The sequence below is a fragment of the Algoriphagus vanfongensis DSM 17529 genome (assembly GCF_000429465.1).
Lineage (GTDB): Bacteria > Bacteroidota > Bacteroidia > Cytophagales > Cyclobacteriaceae > Algoriphagus > Algoriphagus vanfongensis.
This window is the reverse complement of the sequence record NZ_AUBX01000015.1, coordinates 450,500-470,956: the sequence shown is the minus strand read 5'-3', so window position 1 is coordinate 470,956 and position 20,457 is coordinate 450,500. Positions and strand designations below refer to the sequence as shown.

Below are 20,457 nucleotides of genomic sequence, written 5' to 3'. Positions count from 1 at the left end.
TCGCCTCTTCCTCTTCCGTCTCGTTGCTGTTCACATACGCGGTGTTCACAATGTCATCTCCCGCATCCACGTCATCCTGGTCCGCTTCATAGCTCGCATAGTAAACCCAGGTCTCATCCAGATCCAACTCGCCGTCGTTGTCCGTGTCTCCGCTATCCAATACCAGCGGAGTCACCCCGTCTGTGAATGGATCGGTGACCACAACACCGGTCAAGCTTACGTTGCCTTCGTTGGTTACACTGATCGTATAAGTCAAGGTCGAAGGAGAACTGATGTTCGTCGGATCTACTGTCTTAGTAATCATTAAAGAAGGCGTCTGGCACAACTCGACTACAGTCTTACCTGATTGCCCTGTTTGTCCAACATTTGTCAGACCAGCATTAAAAATATAATCATGAATCTCAGCTGCCATGTTAGAAATATTATCCACGATAACATTTCCATTGATCTGACCTCCTGTATGATTTAAATTTGCGTTTGGAGCTAATAGCATGCCCTCAAATGAATTATTTACATTCACCTGAGTCGTATTGATAAAATTCCAAATGATTTTTCTTTGTCCACTAGTAAAACCTCCGATGAGGTTAGGCGGAGCATTCAATGAAGCAACGCCTCCATTTCCAGACGCATCAAAATTTATAATAACAACATCCGCAGATCCAAAATTGAGATTCAACTGTCCCCCACTAAATGCGGCTTGAGTCAACGCGTAAACTGCTACCTCCTCACCATTTACATTGGTTGTAGTGGCCGAGCTCATATTCCCTCCACCATCAATGGTACCAGTTGTTGTTAGAGCAGCCAGATAAGAAGACAACGCATTGGCTTGAGCAAAAGCAGTCCCAATTAGAGAAGGAATTTCAGTTGTAGAAAACTGAGTTCCTCCATTCATATTAATTGTACCAGAAACGGACCCTCCAAGATAAAAATCTCCTCCTTGGTTGATCTGTATACTTCCACTTAATACATTTCCTCCAACCATTAAACCAGCACCATTTGATGCTGTTACCGAAGAAATGGAATAATTTGAAGTTCCAGATAGATTACCACCAATTAAGGCTGAACCTTCAACTTCCGAAGAGTTAGTTACATTATTGCGAACAATTAAATTCCATTCTCCAAAATCAAAACCGGAACCGGAAATACTCTCAAGATTTAAGGTTCCTGCATCAGCATTTACCTGTGCTTGATTCTCTACCTTACCGACTTCAATATCTTCTTGAGAAACCAGATAAGTAGCCTTATAAATTGCAACTTCTCCAGGTTCTAATGTACCCTGTGGACTATTCGCTGAAGAAGAAACAAAAGCTATAGAAGGTACTCCATTGGTACCAGAAAAACTCAACTCTGAAACAGTCACATTAGTAAGTTTAACTACTCCAGTGTTCGTCACCGTAAAGGTATATTCAATAGGATCTCCAACTTCAGTACATTCCCCATTCCCTTTGAATTCTCCAATTTTCGAAATAGATACCCCACAATTAACCACTTCTACAGAAACATTAACACGCTCACTCTCGCATTGTCCGTCCTTAACTTGACTGACCCAAACTGAAAAAGTCCCTATGCCGCTAGTCTCAGGATTTACAGTAGGCACACCCGATAGCGGCGCAGCAGAAGGATCGTTAGACTCATAATAAATAAGCGTATAACCCTGAGAAGGAGAAATACTATATTCTACCTCATCAGACCCCTCGCAAACTGTAAGTGTAGGTCCAGCCACAGGTGCTGGAGCATTTGTAGGAGGCGTATCAATGACAAATGATTCAGAACTAACACACGTAGTGCCAATTGTTCTCGCAAAAATCGTATAGTTTCCTGGAGACAGATTACCGAAAACTGTATTGGTAACTGCAAATGAGTTTGAAAGAGAATATTCAACTCCAGCAACGGGGCTCACAATTGAAGCAGAACCAGAAGGATCACTACAAGTCGGATCCACTACAGAAATAACAGGAACAGCAGGTGGCAAAGGCTGATCACCTATTGTGTAAGGTACAGATGTAGTACAACTTACACTTGACCTCACATATAGTGTACCACTAGATCCAGCTGGAAGATTTAAGACTGTACTACCATCAATCAGCACGCTAAAATCTGATGCCAATGAATATTGAACTCCCTGTTTCCTAACAAATGAAAAAGAGCCTTTATCATTCGAACAAGTTGGATTGACAATCGTCAAAGTCGGTGTGATATCACTCGGGAAATTGACTGTTTTTGTCGTAGATATTGTGGTAACTGGTGAATCAGAATCTTTAAGTGTCAACTTAACATTTGCACTAGACCCTGACGTGTATACATGGGAAGGATTTGGATCTGTAGAATCTACAGTTCCATTATTATCAAAATCCCACTCATAAGTATATGGTGTAAAGCCCCCATTAGAAACAGAAGTAAAATTGACCGTGGTGCTTCCTCCAATAGTGCAAGCCTCGTAATTAAAATCAATTGAAAGAGGAACTGTCACAAAAATACTTGGCGCACACTCTGACTGAGCCGGATTGTAATCATCACATTCATCAGGAATTTGGTTTGGATTAGTCTTCCAGACAACCAAAATATTCTTTAATTCCAAAGCATCACCACACTCCCAATTAAATGAATCAGTCAATACGCGAGTGATTACCTGACTTCCGGAGTTGATATTTCCAAGGGAAGTATTAATTGAAATTGGAACAGGATTATCTCCTATATATAGTGAAGCAAAAAGTCTCGCATAATATCGAGTTGTATTTGAATTCTGCTGGATATTAACTGCAATATATACCTCTTGACTTGAGCCTATTGTACATGATTTGTTCGTAATTGGAGTTCCATTAACATCACTAAGATATACTGCAGGGAAGTTCAAATTATTGGTGGTACAATTGAATTCTTCGGGGGTACACTCTGGAAAATCAGGATCAGATTCAACATTGATAGTGGCTTTGACCCTTGGGCTTTCACAACCTGCTGCATTGACCTCACTTACGTATTTATTAAAGGACCCTAGAACACTGCTATTATTAGAAGGTGTAGATGCCAATGGAGTTCCTCCAGTTGCATTATCATACCATCTTAGTGTATTGGATGGATTTGAGAGTGTTGCTAAGAAATCATAGCTACCTGTATTTCTCTTGACTGTATAAGTAGTACCTATTGGCGCAGCCGGGATGGCGTTGTTAGTCAACACAATGTCATCTGGCGTGGAAATACAACCTGAAACTTCTGTGGAACTCAACGTCCATCTCAAAGTGACACTTTGTCCTACTGGTACTCCAGAAACAGAAGTATTGAATAAATTAACATCTGAAATGAAGGCACCATGTGCATCTCCAACGAAAGTCCACGTTCCTGACTCTCCAGCACCGGGCTCATTGCCTGCTAAGGTAAAGGTCCCATTTCCACATTGATTTTGGTCCGGTCCTGCATTTGCATTTTGAGCAACAAAAACATCAATGGTTGTAGTCGTATTAGCAAAGTCACACTCATCTCCATTGACGGCTACTGTTAGTCTAAACTGACTACTCGATTGAAGATTGGTCAAGGTTAACTGAGTATCGTCATTATCACTATCAGTTACGACTGACCAAGTTGTCCCATCTAGTTTCTCCCATGTGTAGACATAAGAAGCACCTTGAAGAGTTTGAGTCAAGGAAGAGGTAATTACAGCGTCCGACCCCGCACATACTTCATTTGGACTCGCTGTAAGCTCGACTTTGTGCTCATAAATACTGACTAACTTTTCGGAAACAGATCTACAATACGGACTGTCCAGTGTTGCTTCATCCCCTGCAACCAAAACTCTGAATTCATAACTTTTGGTATTATCTAAAACTACATTTATATCAGAGTATGGGTTTGGAAAAACTACATCGTCTGTACTAGTACTGGCGATTGACTCTACATCTCCAATGTTTGACCAATTGCTTGTACCAGGCAATCTATACTGAAGCTGAAAATAAGTAAGTGGCCCTGGATAGCGATAGTCAGAGTTTGACTCAGTAATTGTAGCATATAGACCTGGATCTGATCCTGGACAAACAGCAGCATCTCCTGAAAGCAGAACCTCTGGTCCAATAGGAGCAAAACTAATATCATCAATAGCCAGGTCATTACCATATTGCGTACCTACTATGTTTTCAATCTGTAGCCTTACACTACTAACTCCTGCAGGCATTTCAAAATCAAAAAATAATTGCTTCCAAGTATTTGCAGGAGTTACATCATTTCCTGAAGTGGATTTACTCCCGATCAATCCCACACTAGAAGTGGCACTGACGTAGGTATCAGCATTATAAATTTTAAATTTTACTTGAGGTTTTGCAGATCCTTGATTGTTGAGATCTTTGATCCATACAGAAAATCTAAATTTTGTTCCCGCGCATAAATCATCAATAACCCTATCAAAATACAACGTGGTAGATGAGTGAGCATCTACCACTAACATATATCCTGTAAAATCCCCTGTAGAATGGTCGGGGGCAGAGCCTAAGTAGGACTGATAATAACCTCTAGAATCATTAATTAAGGAGTATCCTCCTACACCATCTAAACTGTTTGTATTGTTTGTACCATTTTTAAATACAGGTCCCCAATTTCCATTTGAGACACTTGAAGGCATAGTACCATTGTAGGATACCCCTGAAGCAATTGTTGGGCCTATTCCGATTCTATTATCCCGATATGGATCTCCTGAACTCCATCTAAATGGAGTGAAAAAATCTATTGAATTGATGTATGGTAGGCCATTGTCCTTGAAGTAAACAGGACGACCACCGGTACCGACACGCTGGTCGTCATAGGAATGGTAGGCACTCCCATCACCTACGGATCCGAAATCCTCGATGAAGATAGGATCCCCTAGCCCTTGTGAATAAGACTGCTGAGAAAATGCAAACATGGACATTAAGAAAACCCATGCAAAAAATCCACTCTTCCAAAAATCAATTTTTCTCTTTCCCCATAAAAATCCACCTACAGGCAGTTTGGAGATTTGTTGACAACAGGATAACTGGTCCATATCGTTAGAATTTAAAATTTCGAGTTCGTAAACGTTGCTCTATATTCTTTTCATTATCAGATTATTAGCGGCATCAATCATGGAAAAGAACACCACCTAAACCTTACTTTATCTCCTGAAATCAAACTCATCACAGAAGAATTAACTCACTTATCTATACTAATTTGCCATAAAAATACACTTTTATGTTTTTCATTTCCAAGCATTTGAATCAATATTTTGATTTGTAATACATTTTTTTTGTTATGAAATGATTTTTAAAGCCTAAATAATGATTTTTGTTTATTGTTATAGATAATTTGTTAAACAAAATCCATAGTCAGTGTTGACCTTGATCAAAAAGTGCTCACGTGCTATCCACCGCAAAACTTAAAATGGCTTATTGGCATGGAATTGATTACCTTGAATCTATCATGATGGAATGGAAACAACCGGCTATTGACAGCACTCATAGCCTCTTCGAATCTCAAAAAACAACTGCACAACAATGGAGAAGATCCTCCCTCCAAGAAAGAATAGATAGAATAGCCAAGATCAGATCCTGGGTCAAACAAAATCAGAAGGAGATTCGATTAGCCCTTTGGAATGATTTTCAGAAATCAGAAGTAGAAACAGATCTTAGTGAGATCTACCCCATCACCACCGAGATCAATCATACGATCAAAAACTTAAAGTCATGGATGAAGCCAAAAGCTGTGCCGACTCCACTTGCCATGATGGGGACAAAGGCTTTTGTCCATGCAGAACCTAAGGGACGGACACTGATCATTTCGCCTTGGAACTACCCATTCAATCTGGCGATTGGTCCTCTCATTTCTGCATTAGCGGCAGGATGTACCGCTATCATCAAGCCTTCAGAGATGACTCCTCATACTTCCGGACTCATTGAAAAAATGATACTAGACTTGTTTGAAACGAGTGAGGTAGCTGTAGTGCAAGGAGATGCCAAAACTTCTCAAGAGCTCCTTGAACTCCCTTTTGACCACATCTTTTTCACAGGGAGCCCTCAAGTTGGAAAAATCATCATGGGGGAAGCCGCTAAAAACCTAAGCTCAGTCACCTTAGAGCTAGGAGGAAAGTCTCCTACTTTAATAGGACCTTCAGCCGACATCAAAGACGCCGCTTCCAAAATTATCTATGGAAAACTCATCAACTGCGGACAAACCTGTGTAGCTCCAGACTATCTTTTGGTTCATGAATCGATCAAGGACAGGTTATTGGATGAGTTAAAAATCGCCATTCAACAGCAGTTTGATCCAGACTATAAAGGAATAGAAAATAGTAAAGACCTCACTAAGGTGGTCAATGACAAGCACTTTCGAAGACTTGATAATCTTCTTGAAAATGCATTGAACTTGGGAGCTAAACTAGAATTTGGAGGCAAAAGAATCCCGAATCATCGGTTTTTTGAACCCACTCTACTTAGCCTGATCACAGAGAGCATGGACCTAGCACACGAAGAAATCTTCGGCCCTATTTTGCCTATTCTTTCCTATACAGACTTGGATCAGGCCATTGATTACATCAATTCCAAACCCAAACCATTAGCTCTCTATATATTTTCTCAAGACAAAGAAGAAACCAACCTAGTCCTAGAAGAAACGAGCTCCGGCAATGTCGTAATCAATGATTGTGTCCTTCACTTCATGCATCAGGAACTTCCTTTCGGAGGAGTGAATACGAGTGGAATCGGCAAATCTCACGGCTATTATGGATTTTTGGCATTTAGCAATGAAAAAGGAGTACTCAAGCAGAGAATAGGCTTTAATAATGCATCTCTTCTGAGACCACCTTATGGCACTAAAACAAAGCAAATCATCAATTCTCTCATCAAATGGTTCTGATATGAAACATCTTTTTGATCGCATTTTTCTCTTTGGTGTCCTTCTACTCGCACTCGCTGCGATCCAATCCTGTAGTTCTTCCGAAGACAGTGATAGCAAAGATCCACTTCCTGCTCTGGAAATAACGGATCTCTCCTATGGGACTGGAGTCAATCAAACATTGGACATCTTTTTGCCCGAAGGAAGAAATCTGCAGGAAACCCCACTCCTTATATATATCCATGGAGGAGGTTGGACTAGCGGAGACAAATCCGAATTTTATCAGTTTAAGCCTCTTATGGAGCAGGAACTCACAGACTATGCATTCGCTTCGATCAATTACCGCCTGTATGATACAGAAAACAAAACCAACCCCTTTCCAGCTCAGGCAGATGATGTGAGATCAGCTATCGAATTGATTCTCAGCAAAAGTCAGGAATGGAATATAGACGGTCAGATCGTATTAGCGGGAGCAAGCGCAGGAGCACATTTGGCGCTATTGCATGGATATAAGCTAAAAATGATCGGTGACATACAGTATATTATTGCTTTCTTCCCACCTACTGACTTGGCCGAACTTTACAAATTCAACACACAAACAGCACTTGGTCTGACTGAATTCATCGGAGGGACACCTGATACTCACCCATTCCTGTATGAGCAGGCAAGCCCAGTAAAATTCATCGGAGACACATCTCCTCCCACTATCTTCTTTCATGGTACCGATGATCAGGTAGTTCCATATTCCCAAGCCTTACTTCTTGAAGATGCCTTGAACAACAACGTGGTAGACCATGAATTTTATCCTATCCAAAATCAAGGGCACGGGTTTGATATTCTGACTTACTCCCAATGTATCCAGCAAGCGATTCAGTTTATCAAATAAGCATAAAAAAAACCCCGCAATTGCGGGGTTACCGATAGTCAGACTTTTTGCAGTCCCGTAGACTTAGCTTTCAGCTTGATTGCTTTTACTACTTTTTCCGAAGGTTGAAGCTGGATTTGATCCAGTTGCTCTATCGCGCTCAGCAATTCTACGTATTCTTGCATCAGTTTTTCATCACTGCGCAAGGCCTGCATTAAGAGCTCTTGTTCTACCTCCGGCATTTCCTGATAGACATATCGTATCAGGTCATTTGGGGTAAATAGTTTTGTCATAGGCAAAATTTAAGTGTTTCATTTTCTTTCTTAAATGAATCAGAGCGTAGCGCATTCTTCCCAAAGCAGTATTGATACTTACTCCGGTCTGATCTGCGATTTCCTGAAAACTCATCTCCATATAATGTCTCATAATCAATACTTCCTTTTGAGCATCAGGAAGCTCTTCTATCAGCTTTTTCACTAGCTGAATATCTTCTTCCCGGACTTGCTTGTCCTCGGCATTTTCTTCAGCAAACCGAAGAGAATTGAACAAGCTCGATCCATCCTCCATCATGATGGTAGGATAGCGCCTGGATTTGCGAAAATGATCAATCGCCAGATTGTGAGCGATTCTCATAATCCACGGCTGAAATTTCCCCTCTTCATTATAACGATCCGAATTGAGGGTTTTGACCACCTTTACAAACACATCCTGAAGCAGATCTTCTGCCAAATCCTGATCCTTGACGATCAGGAAGATTGTGGTAAATACTTTTGACTTATACCGATCTACCAAAAGATCGAAAGCAGCTTCACTGCCATTCCTATATTGAGCTATCAACTCGCTGTCCTTAGGACCTATTCGCTTACTCATTTGAATTGGTTTAGATACAACGTAAAAGTTTAAGCCATAGTATTTTTTTAGAATGAGAGAATTTGAAACAGTTTTAAAAATATGTTTTTGCACTATACCCTGCAAAGATTTGAAAGTCATTTTTAAATCTCGCCTCACCTTCAAAACAATATTCTGTTTCAATGGTCGGATTTAGATTAAAATTCCAGATTATTTCTGCAGGAATCCATAAATAGTCAATCATAATGCCAAAAAATGTTAAATACAACCTCAAACTAGATTTGTTTTCTTTTTTCCAAATCAGGACTTTCAACCCACATTGCTTACCTTCGTTGTTCGAGAAAAACTAAAAATCAAAAATGGAACTGTCTGGAAAAGTAATCCAAAAACTGGCTGAGGTAAGTGGAAATTCTAAAAGTGGCAACAACTGGAGAAAGCAAGAATATATCGTCGAGACTCCAGGCCAATATCCAAAAAAAGTATGCGTAGCGATCTGGGGCGACAAAATCGATCAAATGCCAATGGCAGTTGGAGAGCAGGTTACCCTAAGTATAGATGTAGAAAGCCGCGAATATAACAACCGCTGGTATACCGAAGTGAAAGCCTTCAGAGTGGAAAAGACCGGAGCCAATCCTGGACCATCCAATAACATGCCTGAGGTAGACACTTTTTACTCTGATAGTGAAGAGGACAAATTGCCTTTTTAAAAACTAGCACTTAAACTTTTTAATGTATGTGGGACGATTTTGACGACGATTTTGATGAAGAAGATGAGTTTGACTTCCGAAAAGAGCAAGAACGCATCTACAAACATCCTTTGATGAAAAAGGCGAAAGAAATCGTCGGTCTGACCAAGGCCTTGGTGGGAAGTCTGGATGAAGCCAGAAGGGAACTTTATGGCAGTATCATGATGGAGGACGCTATGCTGATGAGCTCCAAATTTGCAGGAGCAGAAGGCATTCCGGACTTCGTACTCAAAATGGAAAATGCTGTCTTGATGAAAGTACATGCTAAAAGTCTCCATACCATGACCTACCAGCTAGCAATGGAAGAGACCCATGCCGAGGAACATCTCCAACTGCTACGGGAAGCAATAGAGGAGTACAGAAAACTCTTCTTGGAGTGGATCGCAGGATTTGATCCTAGCGAGAAGCACGATGACGGCTGGGGGATCTTTACGGACTAGCCTGACTCTGGGCAAACTGAACACCCAAATACGCTCCACCAGCCATCAGCAGCACAGTGATGGCTATGAGCAGCAGGAGTATGTTAAGTGGGATTTCCCAGGGCACATCTCCAATCTTAAAACGGATGATTCGTCTCCAATTCATAGTAGAAAGGCTGTCAAATTTGACAGCCTTTTATCATTTCTTCAAAATCGCTTTCCATCCTTTCTCTTCCAGATCCACAGCCGTTTTCTCGACTTTGTCTTTCAGAGAAGCCTTGTACTCATCTAGGTTTTTTCCGATGACAGTATCATAAGCCCCTACCATGGAAGCTGCCAGAATACCGGCATTTTTTGCACCATTCAAAGCTACTGTAGCCACGGGAATTCCCCCTGGCATTTGCAAAATAGATAAGATACTATCCCAGCCATCGATGGAGTTAGAGCTCTTGACTGGCACACCCACCACGGGAAGACTGGTCATAGAAGCTACCATTCCAGGCAAGTGAGCTGCTCCACCAGCCCCAGCAATAATTACTTTCAAACCGCGATCTCTTGCAGATCTTGCATAGTCTACCATTCTGTCAGGAGTACGATGCGCCGACACGATGGTCACTTCAAAACTTACACCCAATTCCTCCAAAATTTCGGCAGCCTCTGCCATTACTGGAAGATCAGACTGACTTCCCATGATTATTCCTACCTGTGGATTCATGATTTAGATTTTATTTTGATTAGATCTTTGATTCGGTTTGCTCTGGTTTTGAGTTGGTCGACACTTTCATCCAAAAGCGTCACATGCCCCATTTTACGGAAAGGTTTCGTCAATTTTTTCCCGTAAAGATGGATAAACACACCCTTTTCCTGCATTGCTTCTTCCTGCCCTTCCACATAAGCTTCCCCAGTGTAGCCGTCTTCACCTAGTAGATTGATCATCGCAGCGGGACACCGAAGGTCTGGATTGCCCAATGGCCAATTCATCACCGATCTCAAGTGCTGCTCAAACTGAGAAGTAATATTAGCCTCGATTGTATGGTGGCCACTATTGTGCGGACGAGGGGCGATTTCATTGACCAGCACTTCACCCTCTTTGGTGACAAACATCTCTACAGCCAAAATCCCAACCATATCCAACTTCAAAATCACCTCTTTTGCGATTTCTTGCGCTTTTGCCTCCACTTCAGGAGAAATCTCCGCTGGCGCAAAAAGGAACTCTACCAAATTCGCTGTAGGATGAAATGCACACTCTACTGCCGGATAGGCGATCAATTCACCCGCTTGATTTCTGGCTACTGTCACTGCGATTTCTTTGTCAAAATCAATCAGCTTCTCCAAAAGACTGGGTGCCTCAAAGGCACTGTCCATATCCTCTACGCTCCGAAGTATCTGTACACCGCGACCGTCGTATCCCTCCCGACCCAACTTATTCACGGCAGGAAGAAAATCCTGATTTGCAATCACCGACTCCTTGGTATCAGTCAATATAAAATCAGCAGTTGGAATTTCATTTTGTTGATAAAACTGCTTTTGCTCTCGCTTATCTTGGATCAGTTTCAAGATATGAGGCTGTGGATAAACTTGCTTTCCTTCTGACTCCAGCTTTGCTAGAGCATCTGTATTTACACTTTCTATCTCCACAGTGATCACATCACAGTCCTTTCCAAATGCGTAGACTGTGTCAAAATCTTTCAGTGAGCCCACTGTAAACTTTTGCGCCAAATCCTTGCATGGGGCATTGGGATCTGGATCCAAAATGTGGATATCTTGATTGTAATTGATGGCAGATTGTATGAGCATTCGGCCGAGTTGCCCTCCTCCGAGTACTCCCAGGGTTTTAGACTGAGCAGTTTTCATTGGCGCAAAAATAAGACAATCTGAAGGATAATCCCGATGAATGTGGATAAGTCGACCCGCTTTACTTTGCGAAAATTACTTTTCCCGCTCCTGAAACCTGATCCCCATCAGCTCCATGAGCTTATGCGCATTGAAACTTGGGCAGGGACCTCTCTTGATTTTGTAATCAAAGTCAATCGTTTTGTCATGGATCTCAGAGTGAAAACTATAGTTTTTCACATAAGGAATTTCATTCTCCAGCTGCGAAAGCTCAATATCATGTGTACTGATGATCCCCAGCGAAGGCGAGTCTTGAAGCTGGCGGATAAGTGCTTCGCTTCCAGAAATCCTATCCTCGGTATTTGTTCCTTTTAAAATCTCATCCAGCAAAAAGAATAGTTTCTCTCCGCTGTCCAGCCTATCTATCAATTTTTTGATCCGGCTGAGCTCAGCATAGAATGAACTGACACTTTCACCCAGATTATCTGAATTTCTCATGCTGGTATAAAGCTGAAACTGGCCCAACTCGACACTTTCTCCAAATGGTCTCAACCCTAGATTGATCAGCACCAGATTGGTACCCAAAGTCCTCATAAAAGTCGTCTTCCCAGACATATTGGCTCCAGTCAAGAGCGTAAGTTTTGCAGATCGGTCAATGGTAAAACTATTTGAAATTGCCTTTTTGGGAGAAAGAAGTGGGTGACTTAGTTCTTGCCCAGAAAAACAAAGCTGCTCTGTCAACTTTACTTTTCCATCTCTCCCGACCTCTTGCTGAAACGCCCCCAAAGACACCCAAACCTCCCAGTCTGAAAGGAGTGCTGGATAATGAGCCACCTGCTCACCAAATTTTCTTTTCCACCGAAACAGATTGTAATACAAGATCAAATCCGTCCAAAGAATCAAGTTGATCGGAATATACAGGACGTTGAGCCGACTTTCGATCCAAAATCCCATCCGATCCAGCCCCTTCAGTTTCTCGGAAGCCAAGACCCCTTGTGCCTTGAGGGACTCAGTGCTTTTTTGCAAGTATTCAGCTTGGAAGTCTTCTTTTTCCAGCAACACCAGCCAATGTCTAAACGCTTTTAGCGTACGCTTTGAAGGGATTTTAGCTGCGGCTGTTTTCAGCGGTTGAAACACAAAGGCCATCAAAAAGACCCCAACCAAAACCCACAGGCCTAAAAATCCAAATGGAATCACCTCCGCATAGCTAAGGAAAAAAAGTACAGCTCCGCCCAGCATACCTATCACTCCGGACACCAGCATCCAAAGCTTGCCTTTTTCCTCAGTTTCCAACCAGCTTTTCCATTGATTCTGGGAAAGACTCTGATCAAAAAATGACATGCCTACTGCCTCATAGGCCCGAAGTAGTTCACTCTTTTGGGAGAGCTCATCCACAGCCTCTCGCAGCTTTTCGGAGTCTGCTAGCTGCATGGGAGATTTGAGTTTTTCGGCTAGTTTGACCCTTGCAGTCTGACTCTGTGTGTGATTGAGAAGCTGAAAGAGCGAATGTGAACCAAATAAGTCCAAGTCATCACAAAATGGATGGCCTTTGTCTTTGAATTCTGCGCCCTGATCCAGATTAGATAGATTTCTGTTTTGTCTTGCAGTTTTGTTTTCTTCTATCTGAATCAAGGAACGGTAAATCAGTCCTTGGTCCTTTTGGAAATTATATTGCTGAATCAGATAGACAAAACCAGCCACAGAGGCCAAAAGCAAGAAAATCCACCAAAATGCGTCTGAAAAAAACAGGACTAAAAAACAAACCAAGCCCACAAAAACGAACAAGCGAAATAGCGAAAGCTGGCCCGTCTTCACTTTCACTTCTGCAATTTTCTCCGCTAACCGTTCGTTTTCAAAATCAAATACTCTCATCCCCAAATATAGACCTGAGATACTCCAAAATGAAAAAGAAATCTCTCACATTGACTATAGGGATACTTCTTCTTACTTTTAAACAAGTTTTATCATGGGAAAAAAGGATTCGAAACGAAAAAAGAGTGAGGACAAGGCCTCTGAATTAGATTCTGATTCATTGAATCAAATGGGTATCATTCCTGAAAATGTACCATTTACCCGCAATATCGGCTGTGCGAGTCCCCAAAAGTCAGGTAAATCTAAAACTGATTCCGAATAAATTTTTAACCCCCCAACACTATGAAAAAATCAGCACTAGTAGCTTTCGCCCTATTGGCGATTTTTAGTATGTATTCCTGTGGCTCCGACCCGGATCCTGTAGATAGCGAGCCGGACCTTGCTGTGGTCAATGACGACATCCAAGTCAATAGAATCTACGAAGACCTGGATAATTTCACACTGGAAGTAATTTTGGCAAGCGGCTATGGAGCCCGCAAGCTTGACTCCCAAAATGAATCTATTTGTCCTGGTGTGATGATAGATCATGATGAGGAAAATAGAACCGTATTGATAGATTTCGGTGATGGATGCACTAGCCCGGCAGGCTTAGTAAGAAAAGGAAAAGTTCATATCGCTTATACCGCAGGTCTACCTGGCCCCGGATCCAGCGCTGTGATTACATTTGATGGCTACGAAGTGGATGGATATCTGGTCGAAGGCAAGCGCAATTTTACAGTAGATGCTTTCAACTTTGTCACAGCTACTATCGATATTCAAGTGACAGAAGGAAAAATCACTTGGCCAGATGGATCATTTGTCACCTACACATCCAGCCAAGAGCGAGTCATCACGATCAGCAATCCATACACTGTAAGTATCACAGGCACAGCATCAGGCATCGGACGAGCAGGATATTCTTATAATGCCAGTACCGCAGCCCCGCTGACAGTCAAGCAAGATTGTATCAAGTCCGGAGTGCTGCTCCCTACATCCGGGGTGGTGGCATTTTCCTATGAAGGCATCCAAGTTTCAGCAGACTATGGCGATGGCAATTGTGACAAAACATTGACGCTTACCTATCCGGGTGGAGCGAAAGAAATAACTGTAGATTGACCAGATCCTCTTCTAATTTTAAGGCTATCTTTCGGGATAGCCTTTTTTTTGATCTATGGAAAAGAAAGAAATCCAAGGATATCCACATATCCTGTATAGAGCTTCCAATCTAAGTGATGGTCAAATCCTCGAAAACTCTGACACATTCTTGCAAAATATGCTACAGAGGAGGTCCATTCGGGAATTTGATAGGCAAGCTATACCACACGAAGTACTCCGAAATATCATCCAAACCGCTGCATCTGCACCATCTGGAGCCAATAAGCAACCCTGGACCTTTTGCATCGTCTCAGACCCCACTATCAAGAGACAAATCAGAATAGCCGCAGAAGAGGAGGAAAAACTCAGCTATGAGTCCCGCATGTCGGAGACTTGGATCCAAGACCTCAAACCGCTCGGCACCGATTGGAAAAAGCCATTTCTTGAAGAAGCACCTCATCTCATTGTCGTCTTCAAGCAATCGTATGGATTGGATAAGAATCAAAAAGTTCAGCACTACTATGTCAATGAATCTGTGGGGATCGCCTGTGGATTTCTGATAGCAGCCATTCATCAGGCTGGTTTAGTCACGCTGACACATACTCCTAGCCCAATGAATTTCCTTTCCAAGATCCTCAACAGACCCAGTCATGAAAAGCCGTTCTTGTTGCTACCAGTGGGCCGTCCTCTTTCAAAAACCTACGTGCCTGATATAACAAAAAAATCTCTGAATGAAGTGCTGATCGAATATTGATCAGCAGGGTTTGAAAACAAAAAAGAGGCTTTCGCCTCTTTTTTGTTTTGCTTGTTTATTCAGGGTTAGCTTGATGCACTACCCGTTGCGGGAAAGGGATCTCAATTCCATGTTTTTCAAATTCAGAATTGATCGCCTCCATACCGTCAAAATACATAGGCCACATATCGGCCGATTTGGCCCAAACCCTCACCACGATGTCCAAGGAGCTGTCACCGAAGTTGTTCAATGCTACGAAAGGCGCTGGATCTTTCAGAGCTCTTGGGTCGTTTTCAAAAATCTTAAGAATGATTTCTTTTGCCTCTTTGATATTGGTACCATAAGCCACTCCTACTTTCAACTCAGCTCTTCTGGTTTCCTGCGTACTCATATTGACAATATCATTATTGGCAAGTGGTCCATTCGGGATGATCACTTCCTGATTGTCAAATGTCTTCAAATGAGTGTAGAGAATCTGGACTTTTGCCACGATCCCCGTATGACCCTGAGCGACTATGACATGCCCTACCTTGAAAGGCTTAAATGCCAATAACAAAATCCCTCCTGCAAAATTGGAGAGAGAGCCTTGAAGAGCCAAACCAATAGCGAGACCTGCAGCACCGAAGATTGCTAAAAAGGAGCTACCCGGCACGCCCAATGTCATAGCCACGCCGACTATGATAAAGGCATATCCGAGACCTTTACCTAGTCCCAAAAGGAAATCATTCAGTGAAGGAGAATCGTCTCTCCTCTCCAAAAATTTCTTGAGACCGTTCAGTAGCTTGGTAACTATAAATTTTGCTACAAAGTAAAAAAGCAGTGCAGCGATGATTCTCAGCGCAATTTCAGCAGCTAGACTGATTCCCTGTGCGTAAAGTTCATCCGCGGTTTCCTGCGATATTCCAAATTCTTCCATGGTAGATTTATTAGGTTGATGATATGCTAAAATAAAAGATAAAAAGACGAGACAAAAATGGTCGGACTGTGAAAGTATCTATTCGAAGAAAGTAGTACAACTAATCCTATCCTGACTCAGCTAGTAACCTAACCAGCACCCAGAGCTGATTGTTCCCAAATCTGCCAATACTCTTTCAGAAAACCATTATCCAAGCGTTAGCTTTTAGAGAATTTAATCCACGGCTTCATGACCTGTCTACTTACAGGCCTAAGAGTGATCACATGTATTAAAAAATCAGACCTCCGCTTATCTGCCTTTGATTCCGCTTATACACCGCTTATCAAAAATGGCTCATCCTTACAAATCCTTTGAGGAAATTCACGCTTTACTCTTTCATCAATAAAGAATAACCATGAAAAATACTTTACCCAAATTTCTGAAGAGATCGGTAATGGTGGCAGCTGCCTTAGGGGTATTCTTTTACGCTGAGGACAGTTTTGCTCAGCGCAAAAAGAAAAAAGACTCCAAAAAAGAAGCCACTACCACTGCTCCTGCAAAACCCCAGAACGGTGGCAATAACAAAGGCCCCAAACCTTACAAAGAAGTCATCACCAAAGATGCCAAATCAAAAGATGGACTCTTCAAAGTCCATCAAATCGATGACAAATACTACTATGAAATCCCCGACTCCCTCTATGGCCGGGACATGCTGATGGTCACCACCATTGCCAAAACCGCTGACGGAATCGGCTATGGTGGAGAAAGAACCAACACTCTCATGCTTCGATGGGAAAAGGAAAATGACGCTGTTTTACTCAAAGTCATCTCTGTCAACAATTATGCGGCAGATTCTCTTCCGATCGCCAAAGCAGTTCAAAACTCCAATTTGGAGCCTTTGCTTCAAAAATTCGAAGTAAAATCCAGAGGAACAGACTCCACCGGTACCGTGATCGAAGTGACAGATCTTTTTGCCAAAGATGTACAGCCACTTGGTCTCCCTCGCAATGAGCGAACGCGCTATAGAGTCCAGCGACTGGACAGCGATCGATCCTATATTGCCAGCATCAAGACATTCCCTATCAATATCGAAGCGCGCTATGTGATGACTTATATCGCACAGGAGCCCCCTTCTAATAATTCCATGGGCTCTATCACCCTAGAGATGAATTCCTCTATGGTTTTGCTTCCTGAGAAGCCTATGATGCAGCGTCTAGCCGACCAGCGAGTGGGATGGTTTAGCAGATCCTATATAGACTATGGTTCTGATGCTCAAAAAGCAGAATCTCGTCGATTCTTGGACAGATGGAGACTTGAAGTCAAAGATGAAGACATCGAAAAATTCAACAGAGGCGAACTCGTAGAGCCAAAGAAACCGATCGTATACTACATCGATCCAGCGACTCCCAAGCAATGGGTGCCACATCTGATTGCAGGTGTAGAAGATTGGCAAGTAGCTTTTGAGCAAGCAGGATTCAAAAATGCAATCATCGCCAAAGAAGCTCCTACTCCTGAAGAAGACCCAGACTGGAGTCCTGAAGATGCGCGTTACTCAGTGATCCGATACTTTGCTTCCGATATCCAGAATGCTTACGGACCTCACGTATCAGATCCTAGATCTGGTGAGATTCTCGAATCTGACATCGGATGGTACCACAATGTCATGAACCTACTCAGAAACTGGTTCTTCATCCAGACCGCAGCGATCAACCCAGATGCGCGTGGCGTTCAGTTTGACGATGAAGTGATGGGCAGATTGGTTCGATTTGTATCCTCTCATGAAGTAGGCCATACTTTGGGATTACCTCACAACTTCGCCTCTTCTCATGCATATCCAGTAGAAAAACTACGTGATGCAGCATTTACCCAAGAAATGGGTACTGCACCTTCTATCATGGACTATGCGCGATTCAATTACATCGCACAGCCTGAAGACGAAGGAGTAAGCTTGATGCCAAACGTAGGTCCCTATGATAAATATGCAGTAGCATGGGGTTACAGACCTATTTTGGATGCTTCCACCCCTGAAGAAGAGCAAGCGACCCTAGATCAATGGATTTTGGAAAAACAAGGTGATCCTGTCTATAGATATGGTCGTCAAGGCAACTCTTATGATCCTACCGCCCAAAGCGAAGACTTGGGTGACAATTCTATGCTTGCTTCCGAGTATGGCATCAAAAACTTGAAACGCATCATGCCAAACCTAATGGAGTGGACTAGTGAAGCAGACAAACCATTCAAAGATTTCTCTGACCTGGATGAGATGTATGGACAAGTTTTGACTCAGTTCAACCGATACATGGGACATGTCAAAACCCACGTAGGTGGTGTGATGGAAGTGTACAGAGCTTCTGGTCAAGAGGAACCAGTCTACACACATAACCCTAAGGAACTCCAGCAGTCAGCAGTAGCTTTCATCAATGAGAACCTCTTCAAAACTCCTGAGTGGATGATGCAGGAAGAGATCATTGCGAGAACTGGAGATTTTGGTGCCCTAGAGCGAATCAGAGGACTCCAAACTGGCACTTTGAACAACCTTTTGGACCTAGGAAGACTAGGCCGAGTAATCGAGAATGAAGCTCTCAATGGAGATGATGCGTATAAAATCACGCAGCTTTTCGATGATTTGAGAAAAGGAATCTGGACTGAACTCAGCGCCGGAAAGACTATCGACGTACACAGAAGAGCTCTGCAGAGAGCGCATATCGAGCGATTGGAATATCTATTGACCACTGATGGTCCGACCATTCCTGCGGCCTTCAGAAGATATGTAGGTCCTCAGATCAATGCTTCCCAATCTGACATCCGTCCGATGGCCAGAGGAGAACTCAAGACTCTTCAAAGACAGATTCAGGCAGCTATTCCAAGAACTTCTGACAGACTTTCCAAACTTCATTTGGAAGATCTCTCTGAAAGAATTTCTCAGATTTTGGATCCAAAATAATCGGAGCCTAATGCATAACAAAAGGACGTCGCATGACGTCCTTTTTTTGTAAAGACACAAATTCACTAATTTGCAGCAATCATTGACGCTATGACCACACCACTTTCCATATTGAAAAGTCACAAATTGAGAGTGACTGACTGTAGATTAGATATTGTTCAGGAATTTTTAGATCGACAAGTTGCGCTGGCACACAGTGATCTGGAAGAGAAACTGGACAAGCAGTTTGACCGTGTTACGATCTATCGTACACTCAATACATTTTTGGAAAAAGACATCATCCACAAGGTTTTGGATGACAGTGGGGCCACCAAGTATGCACTATGCTCTCACGAAGATCTACATGACCATGATCATGAGCACGTGCATTTCAAATGTGAAAATTGCGGTGAAACCATCTGTCTCGACAAAATAAGCCTCCCGTCTATCAAGCTGCCAACTGGATTTAAGAAAAGAGAAATGAGCCTATTGGTTCAGGGCACTTGCGATAAATGCATTTAACAGTCGACTTGTTCGGGTCTTCGCTTACTCGGAGTATCCTGGGGCCAGATCACACCCGGCGGCAAATCTATTTTAGGAGGGCTGAGGTTTTCTACACCTCCATCCCCATCATCACTATTGCCTTTTCCCCTTTTGAGAGAATTTTTGGTCATCGTAGCCACAAAATAAATGACGATGATGTAGGCAAAACCCGCAAGAAAGAGGTTGATCATCAAACTACTCATAGACAAAAATTTTACTTAAGATAAATCATCAGACCATTTAAATCAATGACTTAGGGGAATTGTTTCTGACAAGGCCGGTGATCTATCATTTTGATTGGCTTGTTTAATCCCTCGGATACTTAGATATTTGCGCTCGGAAATCGAAAAGTGATGATTGTAAAAACTAAAAAATATCAACTTCCTACGGGTACTTATATCAAAATGGGACTATCCAATGTCCTCAAAGAACAGTGGTGGGTGATTCTGATTGTCTTGGCGATTTGCTGCGGCTATTTCTGGATTGCTTCCATTTGGTGGATTATTGGAGCTGTGATCGCTTATGGCCTCTATGTCCTGTTTTGGGCGATTCAGTTCACCGGTGTGACCCAAATGGAGCAAAATAAAGTAATCTTTGACAAGCTGGCCTACGAGATCGACTCCAGACAGATCCTCATGAAGATCAACACCAAACAGGGAATGCCAGTGCAGTGGAATATGATCAAAAATGCAGAAATGAAAAAGGATGCCTTTGTGCTCTATATGTCCAAAGCCCAATTCATCCATCTTCCCTATAAAATCTTCAATTCTGACAACGAGAGAAAGTTTCTCGAAACCATCCTCAAAAGAAAAGAATTGATTAAATAAAAAATCAAAAAGAGCCTCTTGAAAATATCAAGAGGCTCTTTTGTTTTTGA

General features: G+C 42.4%; 19 protein-coding genes. 10 read left to right on the top strand and 9 right to left on the bottom strand.

Features of this window, described 5'->3' with window-relative positions; all coding sequences use genetic code 11:
* Window positions 1-5,005 (bottom strand): collagen-binding domain-containing protein (locus G460_RS0115405; protein WP_026956205.1); only part of this gene is annotated, 5,005 nt, incomplete at its 3' end.
* Window positions 5,006-5,379: 374 nt separating this feature from the next.
* Here G460_RS0115405 and G460_RS0115400 point away from each other — a divergent pair.
* Window positions 5,380-6,849, top strand: a complete 1,470-nt coding sequence (locus tag G460_RS0115400) for an aldehyde dehydrogenase family protein (protein WP_245578740.1) — start codon at window positions 5,380-5,382, stop codon at window positions 6,847-6,849.
* A 1-nt stretch (window position 6,850) separates the two neighbouring features.
* Window positions 6,851-7,714: an alpha/beta hydrolase gene (locus G460_RS0115395; RefSeq protein ID WP_026956203.1), complete on the top strand. Its 864-nt coding sequence runs from the start codon at window positions 6,851-6,853 to the stop codon at window positions 7,712-7,714.
* 38 nt (window positions 7,715-7,752) lie between these two features.
* Here G460_RS0115395 and G460_RS0115390 read toward each other — a convergent pair whose 3' ends face one another.
* Entirely contained in the window at window positions 7,753-7,986 is a 234-nt protein-coding gene (locus tag G460_RS0115390; RefSeq protein ID WP_026956202.1) for a hypothetical protein, read from the bottom strand.
* Window positions 7,961-8,563 (bottom strand): RNA polymerase sigma factor, encoded by a 603-nt coding sequence (locus G460_RS0115385; protein WP_026956201.1) that lies wholly within the window; start codon window positions 8,561-8,563, stop codon window positions 7,961-7,963. The genes G460_RS0115390 and G460_RS0115385 overlap by 26 nt, the downstream gene beginning before the upstream one ends.
* A 338-nt stretch (window positions 8,564-8,901) precedes the next feature.
* Here G460_RS0115385 and G460_RS0115375 point away from each other — a divergent pair, with 338 nt between their 5' ends.
* Both G460_RS0115375 and G460_RS0115370 read left to right on the top strand, forming a co-directional pair.
* The gene (locus G460_RS0115375) at window positions 8,902-9,249 is read left to right on the top strand and encodes a DUF3127 domain-containing protein (RefSeq protein WP_026956199.1); all 348 of its coding nucleotides are present in this window, start codon (window positions 8,902-8,904) and stop codon (window positions 9,247-9,249) included.
* Window positions 9,250-9,275: 26 nt separating this feature from the next.
* On the top strand, window positions 9,276-9,728 hold the full coding sequence (locus G460_RS0115370) for a hypothetical protein (RefSeq protein WP_026956198.1): 453 nt from the start codon (window positions 9,276-9,278) through the stop codon (window positions 9,726-9,728).
* On the opposite strand, the gene G460_RS23345 is transcribed toward G460_RS0115370, so the two are convergent.
* From G460_RS23345 to G460_RS0115350, 4 genes are all read right to left on the bottom strand, one after another.
* Window positions 9,718-9,873 (bottom strand): hypothetical protein, encoded by a 156-nt coding sequence (locus G460_RS23345; RefSeq protein ID WP_169817521.1) that lies wholly within the window; start codon window positions 9,871-9,873, stop codon window positions 9,718-9,720. The genes G460_RS0115370 and G460_RS23345 overlap by 11 nt on opposite strands.
* Window positions 9,874-9,906: 33 nt before the next feature.
* Window positions 9,907-10,422 (bottom strand): 5-(carboxyamino)imidazole ribonucleotide mutase, encoded by a 516-nt coding sequence (gene purE / locus G460_RS0115360; RefSeq protein ID WP_026956197.1) that lies wholly within the window; start codon window positions 10,420-10,422, stop codon window positions 9,907-9,909.
* Complete coding sequence (locus G460_RS0115355; protein ID WP_026956196.1) at window positions 10,419-11,561, bottom strand: 5-(carboxyamino)imidazole ribonucleotide synthase; 1,143 nt, start codon at window positions 11,559-11,561, stop codon at window positions 10,419-10,421. Before G460_RS0115355 ends, purE begins: the two co-directional genes overlap by 4 nt.
* Before the next feature lie 75 nt (window positions 11,562-11,636).
* A complete protein-coding gene (locus G460_RS0115350) occupies window positions 11,637-13,412 on the bottom strand; it encodes a MutS-related protein (protein ID WP_035464498.1) in 1,776 nt (591 codons plus the stop codon).
* Between the two features lie 94 nt (window positions 13,413-13,506).
* Between G460_RS0115350 and G460_RS23225 the strand changes: the two genes are divergently transcribed.
* The 3 genes from G460_RS23225 to G460_RS0115335 are packed head-to-tail and all read left to right on the top strand — an operon-like array spanning window position 13,507 to window position 15,240.
* Window positions 13,507-13,674 (top strand): hypothetical protein, encoded by a 168-nt coding sequence (locus G460_RS23225; RefSeq protein WP_157366940.1) that lies wholly within the window; start codon window positions 13,507-13,509, stop codon window positions 13,672-13,674.
* Between the two features lie 20 nt (window positions 13,675-13,694).
* Window positions 13,695-14,507, top strand: a complete 813-nt coding sequence (locus tag G460_RS0115340) for a hypothetical protein (RefSeq protein ID WP_026956194.1) — start codon at window positions 13,695-13,697, stop codon at window positions 14,505-14,507.
* Window positions 14,508-14,562: 55 nt separating this feature from the next.
* Window positions 14,563-15,240 carry a nitroreductase family protein gene (locus G460_RS0115335; RefSeq protein WP_026956193.1) on the top strand — a complete coding sequence of 226 codons (678 nt, stop codon included), beginning with the start codon at window positions 14,563-14,565 and terminating at the stop codon, window positions 15,238-15,240.
* A gap of 55 nt (window positions 15,241-15,295) precedes the next feature.
* Here the strand turns inward: G460_RS0115335 and G460_RS0115330 are convergent, their stop codons facing one another.
* A complete protein-coding gene (locus tag G460_RS0115330) occupies window positions 15,296-16,135 on the bottom strand; it encodes a mechanosensitive ion channel family protein (RefSeq protein ID WP_026956192.1) in 840 nt (279 codons plus the stop codon).
* 394 nt (window positions 16,136-16,529) lie between these two features.
* Here G460_RS0115330 and G460_RS0115325 point away from each other — a divergent pair, with 394 nt between their 5' ends.
* Both G460_RS0115325 and G460_RS0115320 read left to right on the top strand, forming a co-directional pair.
* On the top strand, window positions 16,530-19,058 hold the full coding sequence (locus G460_RS0115325; RefSeq protein ID WP_026956191.1) for a zinc-dependent metalloprotease: 2,529 nt from the start codon (window positions 16,530-16,532) through the stop codon (window positions 19,056-19,058).
* A 90-nt stretch (window positions 19,059-19,148) separates the two neighbouring features.
* A complete protein-coding gene (locus tag G460_RS0115320) occupies window positions 19,149-19,559 on the top strand; it encodes a Fur family transcriptional regulator (protein ID WP_026956190.1) in 411 nt (136 codons plus the stop codon).
* On the opposite strand, the gene G460_RS0115315 is transcribed toward G460_RS0115320, so the two are convergent.
* Window positions 19,556-19,783, bottom strand: a complete 228-nt coding sequence (locus tag G460_RS0115315; protein ID WP_026956189.1) for a hypothetical protein — start codon at window positions 19,781-19,783, stop codon at window positions 19,556-19,558. The two genes, G460_RS0115320 and G460_RS0115315, sit on opposite strands and share 4 nt — an antisense overlap.
* A 150-nt stretch (window positions 19,784-19,933) precedes the next feature.
* Here G460_RS0115315 and G460_RS0115310 point away from each other — a divergent pair, with 150 nt between their 5' ends.
* Window positions 19,934-20,407 (top strand): YcxB family protein, encoded by a 474-nt coding sequence (locus G460_RS0115310; RefSeq protein WP_026956188.1) that lies wholly within the window; start codon window positions 19,934-19,936, stop codon window positions 20,405-20,407.
* Window positions 20,408-20,457 lie beyond the last annotated feature (50 nt).